The organism is Streptomyces sp. NPDC004788, assembly GCF_053601115.1.
Genome location: NZ_JBSGBF010000012.1, coordinates 36,160 through 52,859, shown reverse-complemented (window position 1 = coordinate 52,859; position 16,700 = coordinate 36,160). Strand labels below are relative to the sequence as shown.

The following is a 16,700-nucleotide window of genomic DNA, read 5'->3' as shown; positions in this document are numbered from 1 at the left end:
CGGTGGAGAAGGGCCAGAAGGAATCGGCGGGGAAGAGCAAGTAGACTGGTGGGCTGCTGTCAACGGCCGCCCTCCCCGTATCCGGCCGGCCCGCCCCGCCACCGCCGGGGCACCACCCGCATGGCCCTCCTCCCGCGCGGCGCCCCGCCCGCCGAACCAGGATGGGGCCATGCCGATCTCCGCCGGCCACCGCGCCGCTCTGCTCACCGCGACGCTCACCGCGACCGCCCTGCTGCTGACCGCCGGGTGTTCCGACGACGGGGGCGAGGCGGCGGTCCCCGAGGCCAGCGGGCCCACCGGGCTGGACCGGCTCGCGGCGCAGAAGCTGGAATGGGCGCCGTGTCTGCCGCCGAACGCGGCGGAGGGCGGCGGGCCGGCGCCGACGCCGCTGCCCGGCGGGACGGCCTGGGAGTGCAGTTTCCTCGCCGCGCCGCTCGACTACGACAAACCCGACGGCGACACCGTCGACCTCGCCCTGATCCGCGCCAAGGCCCGCGACCAGGGGCAGCGGATCGGCTCGCTGATCTTCAACTTCGGCGGGCCGGGCGGCTCCGGCGTCACCGGTCTGCCCGGCTTCGCGAACGACTTCGAGTCGCTGCGCTCCCGCTACGACCTGGTCTCCTTCGACCCGCGCGGGGTCGGCCGCAGCAAGCCCGTGGAATGCCTCTCCGACAAGCAGCTGGACGTCTACTACGCCCTGGACTTCACGCCGGACGACACCGCCGAGGAGAAGACGCTCGGCGACGCGCAGAAGAAGTACGACGACGGCTGCGAGAAGCAGTCCGGCGCCCAACTGCCCTACGTCGGCACCGAGAACGCGGCCCGCGACATGGACCTGATGCGCCGGGTCCTCGGCGACGACAAGCTGTACTACTTCGGCATCTCGTACGGCACGGAGCTCGGCGGCGTCTACGCCCACCTGTTCCCGAAGAACGTGGGCCGGGCCGTCTTCGACGCGGTCGTGGACCCGGCGGCGGGCGTGGAGGAGGGCGCGCTCGGGCAGGCGAGGGGCTTCCAGCTGGCGCTCGACAACTTCGCGAAGGACTGCGTGGCGCGCGCCGAGGAGTGCGTGCTGCCCGGCTCGTCGCCCGCCGAGATCGAGGGCTTCATCACGGATCTGCTGGCCTCGCTCGACAAGAAGCCGATCGCGGGCATCGGCGAGCGCAAGCTGACGCAGACGCAGGCCACCAACGGCATCGCGCAGGCCCTCTACTCCAAGGAGTTCTGGCCGTATCTGGAGCAGGGCCTCGACGAGGCCGACGCGGGCAACGGCGCGCTGCTGCTCGCGCTGTCCGACTCGATGAACGGCCGTGACCAGAACGGCGTCTACAGCAACATCCAGGCCGCCAACGCCGCCATCAACTGCGTCGACTTCAAGGACCGCTTCACCTTCGACCAGGCCAGGGAGAGCCTGCCGCAGTTCCGCGCCGCCTCCCCCGTCTTCGGCGACTTCATGGGCTGGGGCCTCGCGAGCTGCAGCCAGTGGCCCGTGCCGGGCGCCTGGGACCACCCGGACGTCTCGGCCCCCGGCTCGGCCCCGATCCTGGTCATCGGCAACACCGGCGACCCGGCCACCCCGTACGAGGGCGCCCGCTCGATGGTGAACGCGCTCGGCAAGGGGGTCGGCGTGGAGCTCACGTACAACGGCCAGGGCCACGGCGCGTACAGCAGCGGCAGCAAGTGCGTGAAGGCCGCGACCGACGCGTACCTGCTGAACGGGACGGTGCCGGCGCCCGGCACGACCTGCGGCTAGCCACCGCGCCGGGCCCGCCGCCGCACGCGACAGGGCCCGGATCCGCCGTACGGATCCGGGCCCTGTCGCACTCGTCTTCGCGCGATCAGTAGATCGGCTTCTCCGGCTCGATCTGGTGGACCCAGCCGATGACGCCGCCGCCGACGTGCACCGCGTCCGCGAAGCCCGCGGACTTCAGCACGGCGAGGACTTCCGCACTGCGGACACCCGTCTTGCAATGCAGGACGATCCGCTTGTCCTGCGGCAGGTCCTGGAGGGCGTTGCCCATCAGGAACTCGTTCTTCGGGATCAGGCGGGCGCCCGGGATGGAGACGATCTCGTACTCGTTCGGCTCGCGGACGTCGATGATGTCGATCTTCTCGTCCGCGTCGATCCACTCCTTGAGCTGCTTCGGAGTGATCGTGGAGCCGAGCGCCGCCTCCTGGGCCTCCTCGGACACGACGCCGCAGAAGGCCTCGTAGTCGATGAGCTCGGTGACGGTCGGGTTGTCGCCGCAGACCGCGCAGTTGGGGTCCTTGCGGACCTTGACCTGGCGGTACTGCATCTCCAGGGCGTCGTAGATCATCAGGCGGCCGACCAGCGGGTCGCCGACGCCCGCGAGGACCTTGATGGCCTCGGTGACCTGGATGGAGCCGATGGACGCGCAGAGCACGCCCAGGACACCGCCCTCGGCGCAGGAGGGGACCATGCCCGGCGGCGGGGGCTCCGGGTAGAGGCAGCGGTAGCAGGGGCCGTACTCGGACCAGAAGACCGAGGCCTGGCCGTCGAAGCGGTAGATGGAACCCCACACGTACGGCTTGTTGAGCAGCACGCACGCGTCGTTGACCAGGTAGCGGGTCGCGAAGTTGTCCGTGCCGTCGACGATCAGGTCGTACTGGCTGAAGATGTCCATCACGTTCTCGGCCTCGAGCCGCTCTTCGTGAAGGATCACGTTCACATACGGGTTGATGCCGAGCACGCTGTCGCGCGCCGACGCGGCCTTGGAGCGGCCGATGTCGGACTGGCTGTGGATGATCTGGCGCTGCAGGTTCGACTCGTCGACCTCGTCGAACTCCACGATGCCGAGCGTGCCCACGCCGGCCGCGGCCAGGTACATCAGGGCCGGGGAGCCGAGCCCGCCGGCGCCCACACAGAGCACCTTGGCGTTCTTCAGCCGCTTCTGCCCGTCCATCCCGACATCAGGGATGATCAGGTGGCGGGAGTACCTGCGGACCTCGTCAACGGTGAGCTCGGCAGCCGGCTCGACCAGGGGTGGCAGCGACACGGAGACCTCATCAATACAGCTGGTCGGGATGTCTTTACGACGGTTGTTCTCCCCATAACACTGCCATGGCCCTCCTCATTCCGAGACACCCCGTCCGATCCGCGAGACGATTTCGTCCCAGTAGCCGGGCAGAGTGTGGAATTGGTCGTTTTGTCCCGGGCGGGCCCGCCGGTCGGTCATGAAGACCGTGGCGGCGCCCTGCCAGCGGGCGATTCGGAGGGCTTCGTCCAGATGCGTCCTGGGCACTCCGTGGACGAGATGGACGAACTTCGCGGCCGGGTAGTCGGCCGTCCACTCGGCCACCTGCGACCAGCGGTAGTCGGCCCACGCGCCGGAGAAGGTGACGAGCTGGTCGGCGGTCTCCGCGTAGCCCGGGTACGGGTGGGTGCCGTGCCCCAGGACGAGGTGGACGCCGCCCCCGCCGGCACCTTCGCCGCCGCCCCCGTCCCCGGCCTCGCCCTCGTGCAGCGCCTCCAGGGTGCCGGCAATGCGCCGTACGCCCGCCAGGTCGGCCCGGTCGGAGGGGCACCGGTCCAGGTAGTAGCCGTCGGCCCGGTACCAGTCGAGGTAGCGCTGGGCGTCCGAGACGACCTCGCCGAAGGGGCGCGAGCCGTGGGACAGGTCGATGTGGCCGAGCACCCGGACGCCCGCGTTCCGCAGCTTGCCGGCGGCCTCCAGGCAGTGCGGGTCGGGCCGGTCGCCCGGCCCGTCGGCCACGTTGAGGACGGCCCAGTGGACGGGGGCGCCGGGGCGGGTCAGCTCGGCCCATTCCACGGGGGCGAGCAGGGGGTGGCCGTAGCCGGGGACGCCCACCCCCATCCCGGTGACCGTCCCGGTGCCGGTGGCGGTCAGATGCGGCATGCCGCCTCCATCCAGATGTCCGCCAGGGACTCCTCCAGGTTGATCCGGGGCCGCCAGCCGAGCCGGTCGCGGGCGGTGCGCACGTCGGCCTGCTGCCAGGGGCCGCAGCCGTCCGGGTACGGGTAGGGGGCGGCGGCCAGCTGCTCGGCGATGGTGGCCTCGGTGCGCGGGGCGCCGATGACCGGGCGCGGCGGCGGCCCGTCGAGCTCGTGGAGCTGGCCGGCGTATCCGGCGACCCTGGCGAGGACGGCGGCGGCGTCGCGGAGCTTCACGGCCCGGCCGGTGCCGATGTTGACGACGCCCTGGGCGGCGGAGAGCGAGGCGGCGTGCACGGCCCGGGCCACGTCCCGGACGTCCACGAAGTCCCGCTGCACGCCGAGGCCGCTGAGCTTCAGCTCGCCGTCGCCGGCCTGCATGGCGCGCCGCATCGCCTCGGCGAGCCGGCCGAGCGGGGAGCCGGCCGGGGTGCCGGGGCCGACGGGCGAGAAGACCCGCAGGACGACGGCGTCGAGGCCGGAGCCGAGGACCAGTTCGGTCGCGGCGAGCTTGGACACTCCGTAGGGGCCGCCGGGCCGCGGCACCGCGTCCTCGGCGGTGGACGAGCCGGGCTGGCTGGGCCCGTACTCGGAGGCGCAGCCGACCTGGACGAGCCGGGCGCCGCAGCCGCTGCGGCGCAGCGCCTCGCAGACGGTGGCGACGGCGACGGTGTTGTGCCGGGTGAGGTCGCGGGCGCCGCCGCGGGTGGCGCCCGCGCAGTTGACGACGACCCCGGGGTGGACGGCGTCGAAGAACCGGGTCAGCGCGCCGGGGCTGCCGGTGGCGAGGTCGAACCGCACGTCGGCGTCGTCGCCGCGGCCCAGCGCGGTGAGGTGGACGGCCGGGTCGGCGAGCAGGCGGTCGGCGACGAACCGGCCGATGAATCCGTTGGCTCCGAGCAGCAGCACCCTCATCGTGCGGCCCCTTCGTGCCGACCGGCCGTGGTGGGGAGGTGGTGCGTCATGTCTCTTTCGTCTCCTTGCGAGTGGCGAGGGATCGGGTACGGGGAGGCACGCCCGCGGCGTCGGCTCCGCGGGTGCGCGGGGTGCACCGGTGGGGGATCGGGCGGGCAGGGGTCGTGGGGCGGGGGCGGTACGGGTCAGGCGTGGGCCGAGGCGCGGGAGAGCGCGCCGGTGGCGTGGATCAGCAGGGCGAGGGCCGCCGTGCCGCAGAGCAGGGTGGGCGGGGCCGCCGGTCCCCAGAGGGCGACGACGGCGCGGACGGGGGTGCCGAGGAGGTCGCAGCCCGGGAGGCGGGCGGCGAGGACGCTCGCGAGGACGAGCGCCTCGGCGGAGGCGGTGGCCATGAGGACGCTGTCGGCGGCCTCGGCGAAGCCGTGCACGGCGAGCAGCCGGGCGAGCAGCAGCAGCGTGCCGAGGGCGAGGGCGCCGGGGTGGAAGCCGGTGAGGAGGAGCAGTCCGGTGAGGGCGGCGAGGTGGAGGGCGACGCTGCCGACGAGCAGCGGTCTGGTGCCGGCGGCGAAGTCGGCGAGGCCGCGGCTGGCGGCGAGTCTGCGCCGGGCGCGGGCGGCGAAGAGGTGGGCGCACCAGGCGGCGGGGGCGACGGAGAGGGCGAGGGCGAGCAGCGGTCCGGTGTCGAGGAGCCAACTGGTACCGGCCGGGCCGTCGAGCGGCGTGACGACGGTCGGGGCGCCGTCGGGTCCGCCGCTGAGCAGCTGGTCGAGTACGCCGTCGCCGGCGGCCGCGTACGCGAGGAGCCACAGGACCCAGAGGGGGGTCGCGGGCACGGCGCGGCCGGTGGCGCGGAGCGGGCCGCGGCGCACGGCGGCGAGCACGGCGGCGGCGAGGCCGAGCGCCCCCAGCACTCCGGCCGTGGTCCGCGCCGCCCCGGTGGTGAGCGCGAGCCCGGTGACGGCGAGGGCGGCGACGGCGCCGGGCGCGCAGGTGGTGAGCGCCCACACGGTCCACGGGGTGCGGGGCGGGGCGGCGGGTTCGGTACGGGTACGGGGGCTCTCGCCGCGCGGCACGCGCGCGTACAGCTCCTCGGCGAGCGAGAAGACGTCGCGGTGCCGGAAGCGGGCGGCGGTCCGGTCGGTGACGCCGTGCGCTTCGAGTCCGGCGGCGATCTCCAGGGCGTCGACGGCCCGTTCGCACAGCTCGCGGTGGCGGTGCATCAGCGCTTTGACGGGGTCGGCGGGTCCGCGCCGGGCGGCCGTCCGCACGGGCTGCGGCGCGAGCGGCGGCAGGGGCTCCGGGGCGGCCCCCGGGGCGGAGTCCGGTGCGGGCTCCGGCGCGGAATGCCGCACCGGCTGCGACTGCCGGTCCGGCTGCGACTGCCGCTCCGGCTGCGGCTCCGGCTGCTGAATCGCTTCGGCAAACGCTTCCGCGGGTTCTGGTGCCGGGGCGAGGGCGGCGGCCTTGAGCAGGGCCTCGGAGCGGGAGTCCCAGGGGCCGGGGCTGGTGGGAGCGGCGGGGCCGCGCATGGCTGTGCCTCCTTCAGGCATCGGGATCTCCCGTTCCGGCCGCGGTGGTGACCGGCTGGTCCGCCCAGCTGCCCGGCACATGGGCCTCGGCGGGATGGGCGAAGGGCACGCCGCAGCTGGTCCGGCGGCGGACCGGCGAGTGGGAGAGGAGTTCGAGGTAGATGCCGCGGAACGCCGCGAGGTTCTGTTCGACGGTGAACAGCTCCAGGGCCCGGGCGCGGGCGGCGGCGCCGAGGCGGTAGCGCCGCTCGGGGTCGCGCAGCAGCGCGAGGCAGGCGTCGGCGAGCGCCTTGGGGTTGCGGGGCGGGACGACGAGTCCGGTGCCGCCGATGACCTCGACGACCGCGCCGACGTCGGTGGAGACGGTGGCCCGCGCGCAGAACATGGCCTCGACCAGGCCGACGGGGAAGCCCTCGACGACGCTGGAGAGGACGACGACGGCGCTGGCGGCGTACGCGTCCTCCAGGGTGGGGGCCTCGGGGCCGCCCAGTTCCTCGAAGGAGACGGGGTTCTCGCCGACGGCGTGCACGCCGCTCGCCTCGTCCGGGAAGAGCTGCTCGGCGAGGCCCCGGCAGTGCGCGAGGTACGCGGCGGCGCCCGGCTCCCGTACCGGCGCGGCGATGATCCGCAGCCGGGCGTCGGGCTGCTGCCGCCGCACCTCCGCGAAGGCGTGCAGCAGGGCGACGAGGTCCTTGGCGGGTTCGACGCGGCCGATCCAGGCGAGGGTCGCCGGGTCGCCGCTCTCCTCGTCCTCGCCGACCTCGGCGAAGCGGTCGGCGTCCATGCCGGGGTGGACGGTGCGCAGCCGGGCGCGGTCGGCGCCGCACTTCTCCTGCCAGCGGCGGGCGTGCGCGTTGCCGGGGGTGAGCAGCGCGGCCTGGCGGTAGACCTCGCCGGCGAGCCGGCCGTGGAAGGCGGCGAGCAGGGCGCGGACGGGGGTGGCGAGGGGGGCGCCGGTGGCGGCGAGGTAGTGGGCGCGGAGCTGGACGCCGTACTCGGTGACGAGCAGCGGGGTGCCGAAGAAGCGCTTGGCCAGCAGGCCCGGGACCGCGGCGGCGCCGGCGGAGGCGGCGTGGCAGAGGTCGGCGAGCGCGAGGCCGCCGCCCGCCGCGCCGTCGGCGCCGTCCGTGCCGGGCTCCGTCTCGTCGTACCAGTCGAGCGAGAGCGGGCGCAGCGCGCGCTCCAGCTGTTCGGTGAAGGCGAGCTGGTCGGGCACGGTGGCGGCGGCGACGGCGCGGCGCGCGCCGGGGGCGCGGCAGGCGGCCTCCAGGATCCGGACGGCGGGCTCGGAGCGCAGCGCGGCGGGCAGTCCGCCGTGCTCGCGGGCGAGTCCGGCGAGCTCGTAGAGCCCGGCGGCGAACCGCTCGGCCCCGGCGCCTCCGGCCGCCGTCCGGCCGGCCGCGGGCTGTCCGTCCTCGGCGCAGATGCCGTGCGCGAGTTCCGCGAACGCGGTCTCGAAGCGCCGGCGCTCGCGCCGCCCGTATCCCGTACGGCGGGCGAGGGGCGCCCCGTCGCCCGCGCCGTCCCGGAGCGCGGCGGTGCGCACCGCGCGCACGTTGGGCGGCAGGTGCGGCAGGTGCGCGCGGCCGGTGGCGTCCTGGCGGGCGTCACGGCTGAGCGCGTAGACGTCGAACTCGTGCGGCGCGAGCCCGCGGACGAGCCGGTCGCACCAGAGGCCGGACTCACCCGTGGCGTACGGATAGCCACTCTCCGTGAGCAGTCCGATCCGCATGAGCAACACCCCCGTTCTCCCGTGACGCCTGCCGTGACTGGTGTCCCGCGGCGGGAAGAACGTAAGCGGATATGACGGTGGCGCGACGGACGGTTGTCCATCGCGCCACCGGAAGGGGTGAATGCTCGTAACTTTCGCACCGCGGTCGCGTTTTGTCGCGCTACGAGATCGTCACATCACTGTCCGTGCGATCCTCAGGCGACCGCGGGCGCCCGTTCCAGGGCGGGGACGGCGGCGAGGAGCCGTCGCGTGTACGGGTCCTCGGGCGCTCCGTACACCTTCTCGACGGTGCCCTGCTCGACGATCCGCCCGGCCCGCATCACGGCGACCCGGTCGCTGACCTGCCGCACCACCGCCAGGTCGTGGGCGATGAAGACGAGCCCGAGGCCGAGTTCGGCCTGGAGGTCGGCGAGCAGGGCGGTGACCTGGGCCTGGGTGGTGACGTCGAGCGCGGAGACGGGCTCGTCGCAGACGATCAGGCGCGGCCGGGCGGCGAGCGCGCGGGCGATGCCGACGCGCTGGCGCTGGCCGCCGCTGAACTCGTGCGGGTAGGCGTCGTACCGGTCGGGGTCGAGCCCCACCCGGTCGAGCAGCTCCCGCACCCGGTTCCGGACGAGCCGGTCGTCGCGCTCGCCCGCCGCGCGCAGCGGGTCGGCGACGGACTCGCCGACCGAGCGGCGCGGGTTGAGGGAGGAGACGGGGTCCTGGAACACCATCTGCAGCTCGCGCCGGTGCGGGCGCAGTTCCTTCTCGGACAGCCGGCCGATCTCCGTCCCGGCGTACCGCAGCCGGCCGTCGGTCGGGTCGAGCAGCCGCACCAGCATCCGGCCGAGGGTGGTCTTGCCGCTGCCGGACTCGCCGACGACGCCGAGGGTCTCCCCGGCGCGTACGGTCAGCGAGACGCCGTCGACGGCCGTGACCTTCGCCTTCCCGCGCCCGAACTCGCGTCGCAGGCCGACCGCTTCGAGCAGCGGCTCGCCTCGGGGCGGCGCGGCCGGGGCGGGTCGCAGCGGTCCGTCGAGCCGCGGCACGGCGCTCAGCAGCTCGCGGGTGTACGGCTCCGTGGGCGCGGCGAGCACCCGCGCCGCGGGCCCGCGTTCGACCGCCCGTCCGCCCCGCATGACCAGGATGTCGTCGGCGCTCTCCGCGGCGACGCCGACGTCGTGGGTGACGAGCAGCAGGGCCGTACCGGTCTCCTGGCGCAGCTCGTGGAGCAGGTCGAGGATCTGGGCCTGGACGGTGACGTCGAGGGCGGTGGTCGGTTCGTCGGCGACGAGGAGCCGCGGCTCGCAGGCGAGTGCCATCGCGATGAGGGCGCGCTGGCGCATGCCGCCGCTGAACTCGTGCGGGCGGGAGCGGGCGCGGCGGGCGGCGTCGGGGATGCCGACGCGGTCGAGGACCTCGACGGCGCGGGCGCGGGCGGCGCCACGGGACGCGCCGGGCCGGTGCACCCGGTACACCTCCGCGATCTGGTCGCCGATCGCGTAGTACGGGTCGAGGGCGGACAGCGGGTCCTGGAAGACCATCGCCGCCACCCCGCCCCGCAGCCCGCGCAGTTCGGCCGGGCCGGCCGACCCCACGTCGATGCCGCCCACCGTGACCCGGCCGCCGACGCGGGCGCCGGTGCCGTGGTGCAGCCCCAGGAGGGCGCCGGCCACGGTGGACTTGCCGCTGCCCGACTCGCCGACGAGGGCGAGGGCGCGGCCCGCGTCCAGGGTGAAGGAGAGGTCGTCGACGGCGGTGACGGAGTCGTCGAAGGCGACGGTGAGCCCTTCCACGGTGACGACGGGGGCGACGGGGACGACGGGTGCGGCAGGGGCGACGGGGACGACGGGGACGCTCACGTGAGGACCACCCTTCGGTCGGCGACGGCGTAGAGGAGGTCCGCGACGACGTTCGCGACGACCACGGCGGTCCCCATGAGGAGCACGACGCCCACGACGACGGGCAGGTCGATCTGGCGGACGCCGTCGATGAGGGTCTTGCCGAGTCCGGGGATGCCGAAGAGGGACTCGGTGAGCACGGCGCCGCCGAACATCGAGCCGAGGTCGAGCGCGCTGAGCGCGACGACGGGCGGCACGGCGCCGCGCAGCGCGTGCCGGGTGACGACGGCCCGCTCCCCCACCCCGTAGGCGCGGAAGGTGCGGATGTGGTCCTCGGCGAGCGTCTCCAGGGTGGAGCTCCGGGTCAGCCGGGCGTACTTGGCGGACTCGAAGAAGCCGAGGGTGAGCCAGGGAAGCAGCATGTTCCAGGCCCACTGCTCGGGGTCCTCGCCGAGCGGCACGTAGGTCGGGAAGGGCAGCCAGCGCAGATAGGCGCAGACGGCCATGAGGAGGAGCAGTCCCAGGATGAAGACGGGCGTGCCGGTGCCGGCGAGGGTCAGCACGGTGAGGGCCCGCTCGGTGAGTCCGCCGCGCCGGAGCGCGGAAAGGAGTCCGGTGCCGACGCCGATGACGAGCCAGATCACCATCGCGCCGAGGGCGAGCGAGGCGGTGGCCGGGAGGCGTTCCAGGATGAGGTCGGTGACCTGCTGGTCGGTCTGGTACGACAGGCCGAGGCAGGGCGCGTAGCAGTGCAGCACACCGGTGCCGCCGGAGTAGTCGCGCCCGGCCACCACGCCCTGGGCGAAGTGCAGGTACTGCGCGAACACGCTCTCGTTCAGGCCGAGTTGGTCCCGCACCTGGGCGATCTGCTGCGGGTTGCAGCGCTCGCCGCAGGCGAGCCGGGCGGGGTCGCCGGGGGCGACGTAGAAGAGCGCGTAGACGAGGACGGACAGCGCGAGCAGGACGAGGGCGGCGCCCGCGAGCCGCCGCAGGACGTAGCGGGTCATGAGGTCTTCTCCTTGCGGACCTTGCGCGGTGCCCGCACGCGGGCGGCCTCGCGCGGGTCCAGTGCGGCGCGCACGGCGTCGCCGAGGACGGTGCAGGCGAGCACGGTCGCGAAGAGCACTCCGGCCGGCAGCAGCACGTACGCCGGATCGGCCCGGAACCAGGTCTGCGCGGTGGAGAGCATCTGCCCCCAGGACGGGGTGGGCGGGGTGACGCCCACTCCGAGGAAGGACAGCGACGCCTCCGTGACGATGTTGGCGGGCACGAGGACGGCCGCGTACGTGAGGACGGGCGCGGCCAGCGACGGCAGCAGTTCGCGCCGGGCGGTGCGCCACCGCCCCGAGCCGGCCAGCCGGGCCGCGGAGACGAAGTCGAGGCTCTTCAGGGTGAGCGTCTGGGCGCGCACGATCCGGGAGGTGCCGGCCCAGCCGAGCAGTCCGATGACCAGGATCAGCAGCAGCGGGCGCGGGAAGTCGCGGGGGACGACGGCGGTGAGCGCGATGACGAGGACGAGGAACGGCAGGGCGACGAACACGTCGGTGATCCGGCCGATGACGGCGTCGGCCCAGCGTCCGCCGAGCCCGGCGGCGAGGCCGAGCCCGACGCCGGTGAGCACCTGCACGGCGGTGGCGCCGAGCGCGACGAGCAGCGAGATCCGGGCGCCGTAGAGGAGCCGGACGAACAGGTCGCGGCCGGTGCCGGGTTCGACGCCGAGCCAGTGCTCGGCGCTGATCCCGCCGAAGGAGCCGTACGGGACGCCGCCGCGGGCGGAGTCGACGAGGTCGTCGTGGTAGCTGTGCGGGTCCTGGCCCGCTAGGGCGGCGAGCAGCGGCGCGCCCGCGGCGAGCAGGACGAGCAGGACGAGGACGGCGCCGGCGGTGAGGGCGGCGGGGCGGGTGCGCAGCCGCTGCCACACCCGCCGGGCGGCGCCCGTGGCGGCGGGAGCGCCGGCCGCCACGGGTGCCGCGAGGTCGGTCGGCGCGCTCACTTGACGGCGACCTGCGAGACGTCGAGGACGCCGGTCCAGTCGCTGATGACGACGTTCTTGACGTCCTTGCCGACGAGCCGCTTGTAGACGGGGTGGAAGAGCGGCACGTCGAGCGCCTGCTCGCCGATCTTCTTGTCGAGGGCGCCCCAGCGGGCGGCGGCGGCCTTGAGGTCGGTGAGCTTGTTGATCTCGTCGATCTCGTGGTTGACGGCGGGGTCGTTCAGCTGGGCGTGGTTGTAGTTGGAGCCGTTGGTGACGATCTGCCGGCCGTCGAAGATCGGCGCGAGGAAGGGGCCGCCGGCCGGCCAGTCGGCGCCCCAGCGGGAGAGGAAGAAGCCGGGCGCGTCCTTGACGCTCCAGCGCTTCTCGTTGAAGGCGTTGGGCTCCTGGCCGTCGAGCTTGACGGTGATGCCGGCCTTGGCGAGCGCCTCCTGGACGGCGGTGGCGATCTCGGGGCTGGTGGTGCGGTTCTGGGCGGTGGAGTGCAGCAGGGTGACGGTCAGGCCGTTGGGGTAGCCGGCCTCCTTGAGCAGCGCCTTGGCCTTGGCCGGGTCGCCGGTCTTGCCGGCCGGGAAGTGGTCGTAGGGGGTGTAGCCGAAGGACTTCTGCTCGGGCAGGAAGGTGGTGGCGGGCTCGGCGAGCGCGGAGCCGCCGGCGGCGTTGACGACGCTGGTGCGGTTGACGGCGTAGGAGATCGCCTGGCGGACCTTGGGGTTGTCGAAGGGCTTCACCTTCGGGTTGAAGGCGATGTAGTTGGTGAAGCCGAAGTGGCCGGTGCCGACGCGGGCGGCGAGTTCCTTGTCGGAGCCGATCTGGGCGAGTTCGGCGGGGCCGAGGTTGGTGTCGGTGGTGACGGCGGCGGCGTCGGCGCCGGAGGAGGTGGCGAGCCGCTGGTTGATGACGGCCTCGTCGAGCCCGGACCTGACGTCGATCCGGTCGGGGTACGCCTTGCGCTCGTCGTCCGTCTTCGGGTCCCAGTGCGGGTTGCGCTCCAGGACGAGGTGCTCACCGTCGTTCTCGTTCTTCACGACCTTGTACGGGCCGGAGGAGACCGGGTGCTCCTCGTACTTCGCGCCCTTGTCCTTGGCCTTGGGGACGGGCGCGAACTGCGTCTGGGTGGCGACGAACGGGAACTCGCCCTCGGGCTTGCGCAGTTTGAAGACGATGGTCCTGGCGTCGGGCGTGACGATCGACGCCAGGCCCTTGGGGTCCTTGTAGGGGCCCTGGTAGGTCTCGCCGCCGACCAGCCAGTCGCGCAGGTAGGGGGCGCCGCCGGAGAGTTCGGCGGCGAAGGAGCGCTCGATGCCGTACTTGATGTCGGCGCTGGTGATGGGCGTGCCGTCCTCGTACGTCAGCCCGTCCTTGAGGGTGTACGTCCACTCGGTGGCGTCCTTGTTCGGGCGGCCGGTGTCGGTGGCGAGGTCGGGGACGACCTGGGTGCCGGCGGCGCCGGCCTCGCGGTTGCGGGTGGTGAGCGTGCGGAAGACGAGGGACGGGATGTTGCCGCCGCCGGAGGTGTAGAGCCGGGCGGGGTCGAAGTCGCTCTGCGCCTCGCTGTTGAGGACGGTGAGGGTGCCGCCCTTCTTCGGGGCGCCGTCGGCGCCCTTGCCGGCGGATCCTCCGCCGGTGGCGTCCTGCGGTCCGGCGCAGGCGACGGCGCCCGAGGCCAGGACGAGACCGACGGCGGCGGCCGCCACGCGGCGCGAAATCACGGACGATGGACGCATCGGAGGAACCTCTCGGGGTGAACTGCGGGAAGGAGCAAGGGAATACCGCAGGCACGGGGAGACGTCCCGGAAGCCGGAAGGAGAGCGCGACGCACCTGCGGAGGAGAACCCGTGCGGGTGCGGCGTGCGAAAAGAGGCCGACGTAGCGCGCGGGCTGCGTCAGCGACAGAGGATGTCGGCGACCGCGTGGCCGGTCACGCCGAAGAGCGCCAGCTCAAGGGCGGCGCGCTCGGTGGTGACGGCTCGGTTCGACATGCCGAGAAATATGGACGAACGCCTGAGCGATGTCAACGCGAAGGACACGCTCCCGAGACGCCCGTCTCACCATGCGGACGGACGTGACGGTGACGGCCCGTCAACCCTCGGGGTGCACCCAGGGGTTGGGCCGACACTTGATCCCGTCGATGTCCAGCGACTTCGTCTGCTGCTGCATCACCGGCGCGAGCGCGCCCGGCGTACGGCAGCTCACATGGCTGTGCCCCAGTCGGTGCCCGACCTCGTGGTTGATGAGCATCTGGCGGTACGCGTGCATCGCGTGCGGCCCGAAGGTGACCGAGCCCTGCGCCCAGCGGAACGCGTTGATCATCACGCGCTGCGTGGCGGCCGAGTCGCAGGACACGTTGTCGACCGTCGTGTCGAGGCCGGACTTGGCGCACCAGGCACCGGTGGTGCCCGGGCTGGCCAGCGTGATCACGAAGTCCGGGTCGCCGGTGGAGATCCGCTCGAAGGTCATCTCCCCCTTCCCGGCCCAGCTGCGCCGGTCGTTGAGGGTCTTCTGCACGGCCTGTGCGAACAGCGTCCCGTCGAGGCCGAGCCCCTTCTCGACGTCGACCCGGTAGCGGTACGTGCGCCCCTTGCCCGGCGCCTTGTCGAGACCGGGCACGGTCTCGAACTCCCCCGACCCCTTCAGGTGCGGGTCGATGGGGAACTGGCGGGCCATCAGCTGCTCGTACGTCGGCGGCGCGGCCGGCGGCTTCGACGGCGCGGCCCGGTCGTCGGAGCGCGAGGCCGGGCTCTCCGCACCGATCCGGTCGGCGGAGTCGTCGGCGGCGTGCGTCGCGCGCGAGCCGTCGCCGTCGCTGCCGGCGACCTGACCCGCGATGACGACCGCGAGGACGGTGGTGACGGCCGCCGCGGCGATCCCGGTGAGGGTACGGCCGAGGGCGGCACCCGGCTTGGCCCGCTCCCTGGACTCGGGGGCCGGTGCGGGCTGCTCCTGCGCGGGGGGCGCCTCCCGGCGCGGTGCCGGTATGAACGGGGCGGCGGGTGAGGCGGGACCGGCGGGTGCGGGCTTCGCGTACGGGTAGCGGGCGGCGGGGGCCGCCGCCTCGGGGTGGGCCGGGTGCCCGCCGCGCACGAAGGGCCGGCCGGAGGTCTCGTACGCCCCGGCGTGGCGCGGGGTGCCGGGCGCCGAGGTGCCGTACGTCGGCGTGCCGTGTGCGGGGGTGCCATGCGTCGGCGTGCCGTATGCCGGGGTGCCGTGTGCCGGGGTGCCGTGCGTCGGGGTGCCGGGCGCCGAGGCGCCGTACGTCGGCGTGCCGTGTGCGGGGGTGCCGTGTGCCGGGGTGCCACGGCCCGGCGTCTCGTACATCCGGCCCTGGCCCTGCGGCGGATACGGGCGGCCCTGGCCCGGTGTGTCATAGGTGCTGTCGTACGGGCGCGGGGGCTGCGGTGCCGCCGGGGGCTGCTGCCCACCGGTCCGCCTGCGTCGCCCCGTCCCCGTCCCCGGCCCCGGCCCCGGCCCTGCGGCCTCCCGCTCCCCGGTGTCGTTCACCGGGGCGGCGGGGCCCTTGCGACTATGTCGTCCCACGGTCCGGCTCAGCTCCCGCCCTCGGCCGCCGGCGGCCGCGCGTCGGCGGCACCGGTGATCAGCTCCCGTACCGCCGCGGCGACGGTCTCCGGATACTCCATCATCGCCACGTGCCCGGCCTCCGGGAGCGTGAGAAGCGTCGAACGGCGGAAGGCGGCGGCCGCCCTGCGCGCCATCCGGTAGCCGACGAGCCGGTCCCGCCCGCCGTACACGAGGAGCGTCGGCGCGAGCACCCGCTCCGCCTGCCGCCACAGTCCGTGCTGGCCGCCGAGCGTGTACGCGTCGACGATGCCGCGCGAGGAGCGGGCCATGGCGTCCCAGAAGTACGGCAGCTCCAGGCGCCGCTCCATCTCCTCGACGGCGTGCCGCAGACCCTCCTCGGAGACCCGGCCGGGGTCGCCGTAACAGAGGGAGAGCACGCCCTTGACCCGCTGCTCGGCCGTCCAGTCCTTCGTCAGCCTCGCGAACAGCGACGCGATGCCGGGCGCCGCGAGCAGCGCGGTCGGCCAGGCGCTGCGCTGGACGCGCAGCTCGGGCAGGGCCGGGGAGATCAGCGTCAGGGTGCGGACCAGGTCGGGACGCACGGCGGCGACCCGGGTGGCGACCGCGCCGCCCATGGAGTTGCCGAGCAGGTGCACCGGGCCGCGGCCTGCGGCGTCGAGCAGCCGGATGACCGCGCGGGCGTGACCGGTCACGGAGTAGTTGCCGTCGTCGGGCGGCGGCGAGTCGCCGAAGCCGGGCAGGTCGACGGCCTCGCCGTCGACGAGGTCGGAGAGCAGCGGCATCAGGTCCGACCAGTTCTGCGAGGAGCCGCCGAGCCCGTGCACGAACAGCGCGGGCGGCAGACCGGTCCGGCCGGCGGGCCGCGCGCGGACGGTCAGGGTGAGTCCGGGCAGCGCGACGGACCGCAGCTCCTCGCCGTCGGCGACCCGTACGGTGCGCGGCGGCCGGGTCGCGGGCGAGGCGGCGGTCCGGGTTTCCGGCAGCTCGGTCGAGGACATGGCAGCGATATTACGAGACGATCACGCCCGGAAGTGTGTGGGTGGCGTCACAGAGGTGTGGGTGGCGTCACAGGACCGGTCGCGGCGCCGGGCCGAAGGGCTGTCGCGGTGGCCCGTGGAATCGGACGCGGCACGGGATCGAGGGACCGTCGTGGTCGCTCCCGCGATCGATCGATCGAGGGACCGTCGTGGTCGCTCGCGCGATCGATCGAGGGACTGTCGCGGTCGCGCGCGTGATCTGTCTCGTCGCCGGATCC

13 protein-coding genes are annotated in these 16,700 nt (G+C 74.1%); 1 reads left to right on the top strand and 12 read right to left on the bottom strand.

The annotated features are described in order from the left end of the window. Positions 1 to 169 precede the first annotated feature (169 nt). Positions 170 to 1,753 carry an alpha/beta hydrolase gene (locus ACWEJX_RS08425; protein WP_451606749.1) on the top strand — a complete coding sequence of 528 codons (1,584 nt, stop codon included), beginning with the start codon at positions 170 to 172 and terminating at the stop codon, positions 1,751 to 1,753. Between the two features lie 85 nt (positions 1,754 to 1,838). Here the strand turns inward: ACWEJX_RS08425 and moeZ are convergent, their stop codons facing one another. The 12 genes from moeZ to ACWEJX_RS08365 form a co-directional block, all read right to left on the bottom strand. Then, the gene (moeZ, locus tag ACWEJX_RS08420; protein ID WP_451606748.1) at positions 1,839 to 3,017 is read right to left on the bottom strand and encodes an adenylyltransferase/sulfurtransferase MoeZ; all 1,179 of its coding nucleotides are present in this window, start codon (positions 3,015 to 3,017) and stop codon (positions 1,839 to 1,841) included. A 75-nt stretch (positions 3,018 to 3,092) separates the two neighbouring features. Further along, a complete protein-coding gene (locus ACWEJX_RS08415; protein ID WP_451606747.1) occupies positions 3,093 to 3,878 on the bottom strand; it encodes a spherulation-specific family 4 protein in 786 nt (261 codons plus the stop codon). Further along, the gene (locus ACWEJX_RS08410; protein ID WP_451606746.1) at positions 3,866 to 4,828 is read right to left on the bottom strand and encodes an NAD-dependent epimerase/dehydratase family protein; all 963 of its coding nucleotides are present in this window, start codon (positions 4,826 to 4,828) and stop codon (positions 3,866 to 3,868) included. Before ACWEJX_RS08410 ends, ACWEJX_RS08415 begins: the two co-directional genes overlap by 13 nt. A gap of 185 nt (positions 4,829 to 5,013) precedes the next feature. Continuing rightward, entirely contained in the window at positions 5,014 to 6,357 is a 1,344-nt protein-coding gene (locus tag ACWEJX_RS08405) for a hypothetical protein (RefSeq protein ID WP_451606745.1), read from the bottom strand. Positions 6,358 to 6,370: 13 nt separating this feature from the next. Further along, on the bottom strand, positions 6,371 to 8,089 hold the full coding sequence (locus tag ACWEJX_RS08400) for a glycosyltransferase (RefSeq protein ID WP_451606744.1): 1,719 nt from the start codon (positions 8,087 to 8,089) through the stop codon (positions 6,371 to 6,373). A gap of 194 nt (positions 8,090 to 8,283) precedes the next feature. After that, a complete protein-coding gene (locus ACWEJX_RS08395) occupies positions 8,284 to 9,933 on the bottom strand; it encodes a dipeptide ABC transporter ATP-binding protein (protein ID WP_451606743.1) in 1,650 nt (549 codons plus the stop codon). Beyond that, positions 9,930 to 10,919, bottom strand: a complete 990-nt coding sequence (locus tag ACWEJX_RS08390; protein ID WP_451606742.1) for an ABC transporter permease — start codon at positions 10,917 to 10,919, stop codon at positions 9,930 to 9,932. The genes ACWEJX_RS08395 and ACWEJX_RS08390 overlap by 4 nt, the downstream gene beginning before the upstream one ends. Then, complete coding sequence (locus ACWEJX_RS08385) at positions 10,916 to 11,905, bottom strand: ABC transporter permease (protein WP_451606741.1); 990 nt, start codon at positions 11,903 to 11,905, stop codon at positions 10,916 to 10,918. Before ACWEJX_RS08385 ends, ACWEJX_RS08390 begins: the two co-directional genes overlap by 4 nt. Further along, positions 11,902 to 13,632 (bottom strand): ABC transporter substrate-binding protein, encoded by a 1,731-nt coding sequence (locus tag ACWEJX_RS08380; RefSeq protein ID WP_451606740.1) that lies wholly within the window; start codon positions 13,630 to 13,632, stop codon positions 11,902 to 11,904. The genes ACWEJX_RS08385 and ACWEJX_RS08380 overlap by 4 nt, the downstream gene beginning before the upstream one ends. 159 nt (positions 13,633 to 13,791) lie before the next feature. Beyond that, positions 13,792 to 13,887, bottom strand: coding sequence for an Ms4533A family Cys-rich leader peptide (locus ACWEJX_RS08375; protein ID WP_389208214.1), 96 nt, complete (start codon positions 13,885 to 13,887; stop codon positions 13,792 to 13,794). Positions 13,888 to 13,987: 100 nt separating this feature from the next. Next, positions 13,988 to 15,442 (bottom strand): DUF3152 domain-containing protein, encoded by a 1,455-nt coding sequence (locus ACWEJX_RS08370; RefSeq protein WP_451606739.1) that lies wholly within the window; start codon positions 15,440 to 15,442, stop codon positions 13,988 to 13,990. 8 nt (positions 15,443 to 15,450) lie between these two features. Beyond that, on the bottom strand, positions 15,451 to 16,443 hold the full coding sequence (locus tag ACWEJX_RS08365) for an alpha/beta fold hydrolase (RefSeq protein ID WP_451606738.1): 993 nt from the start codon (positions 16,441 to 16,443) through the stop codon (positions 15,451 to 15,453). Positions 16,444 to 16,700 lie beyond the last annotated feature (257 nt).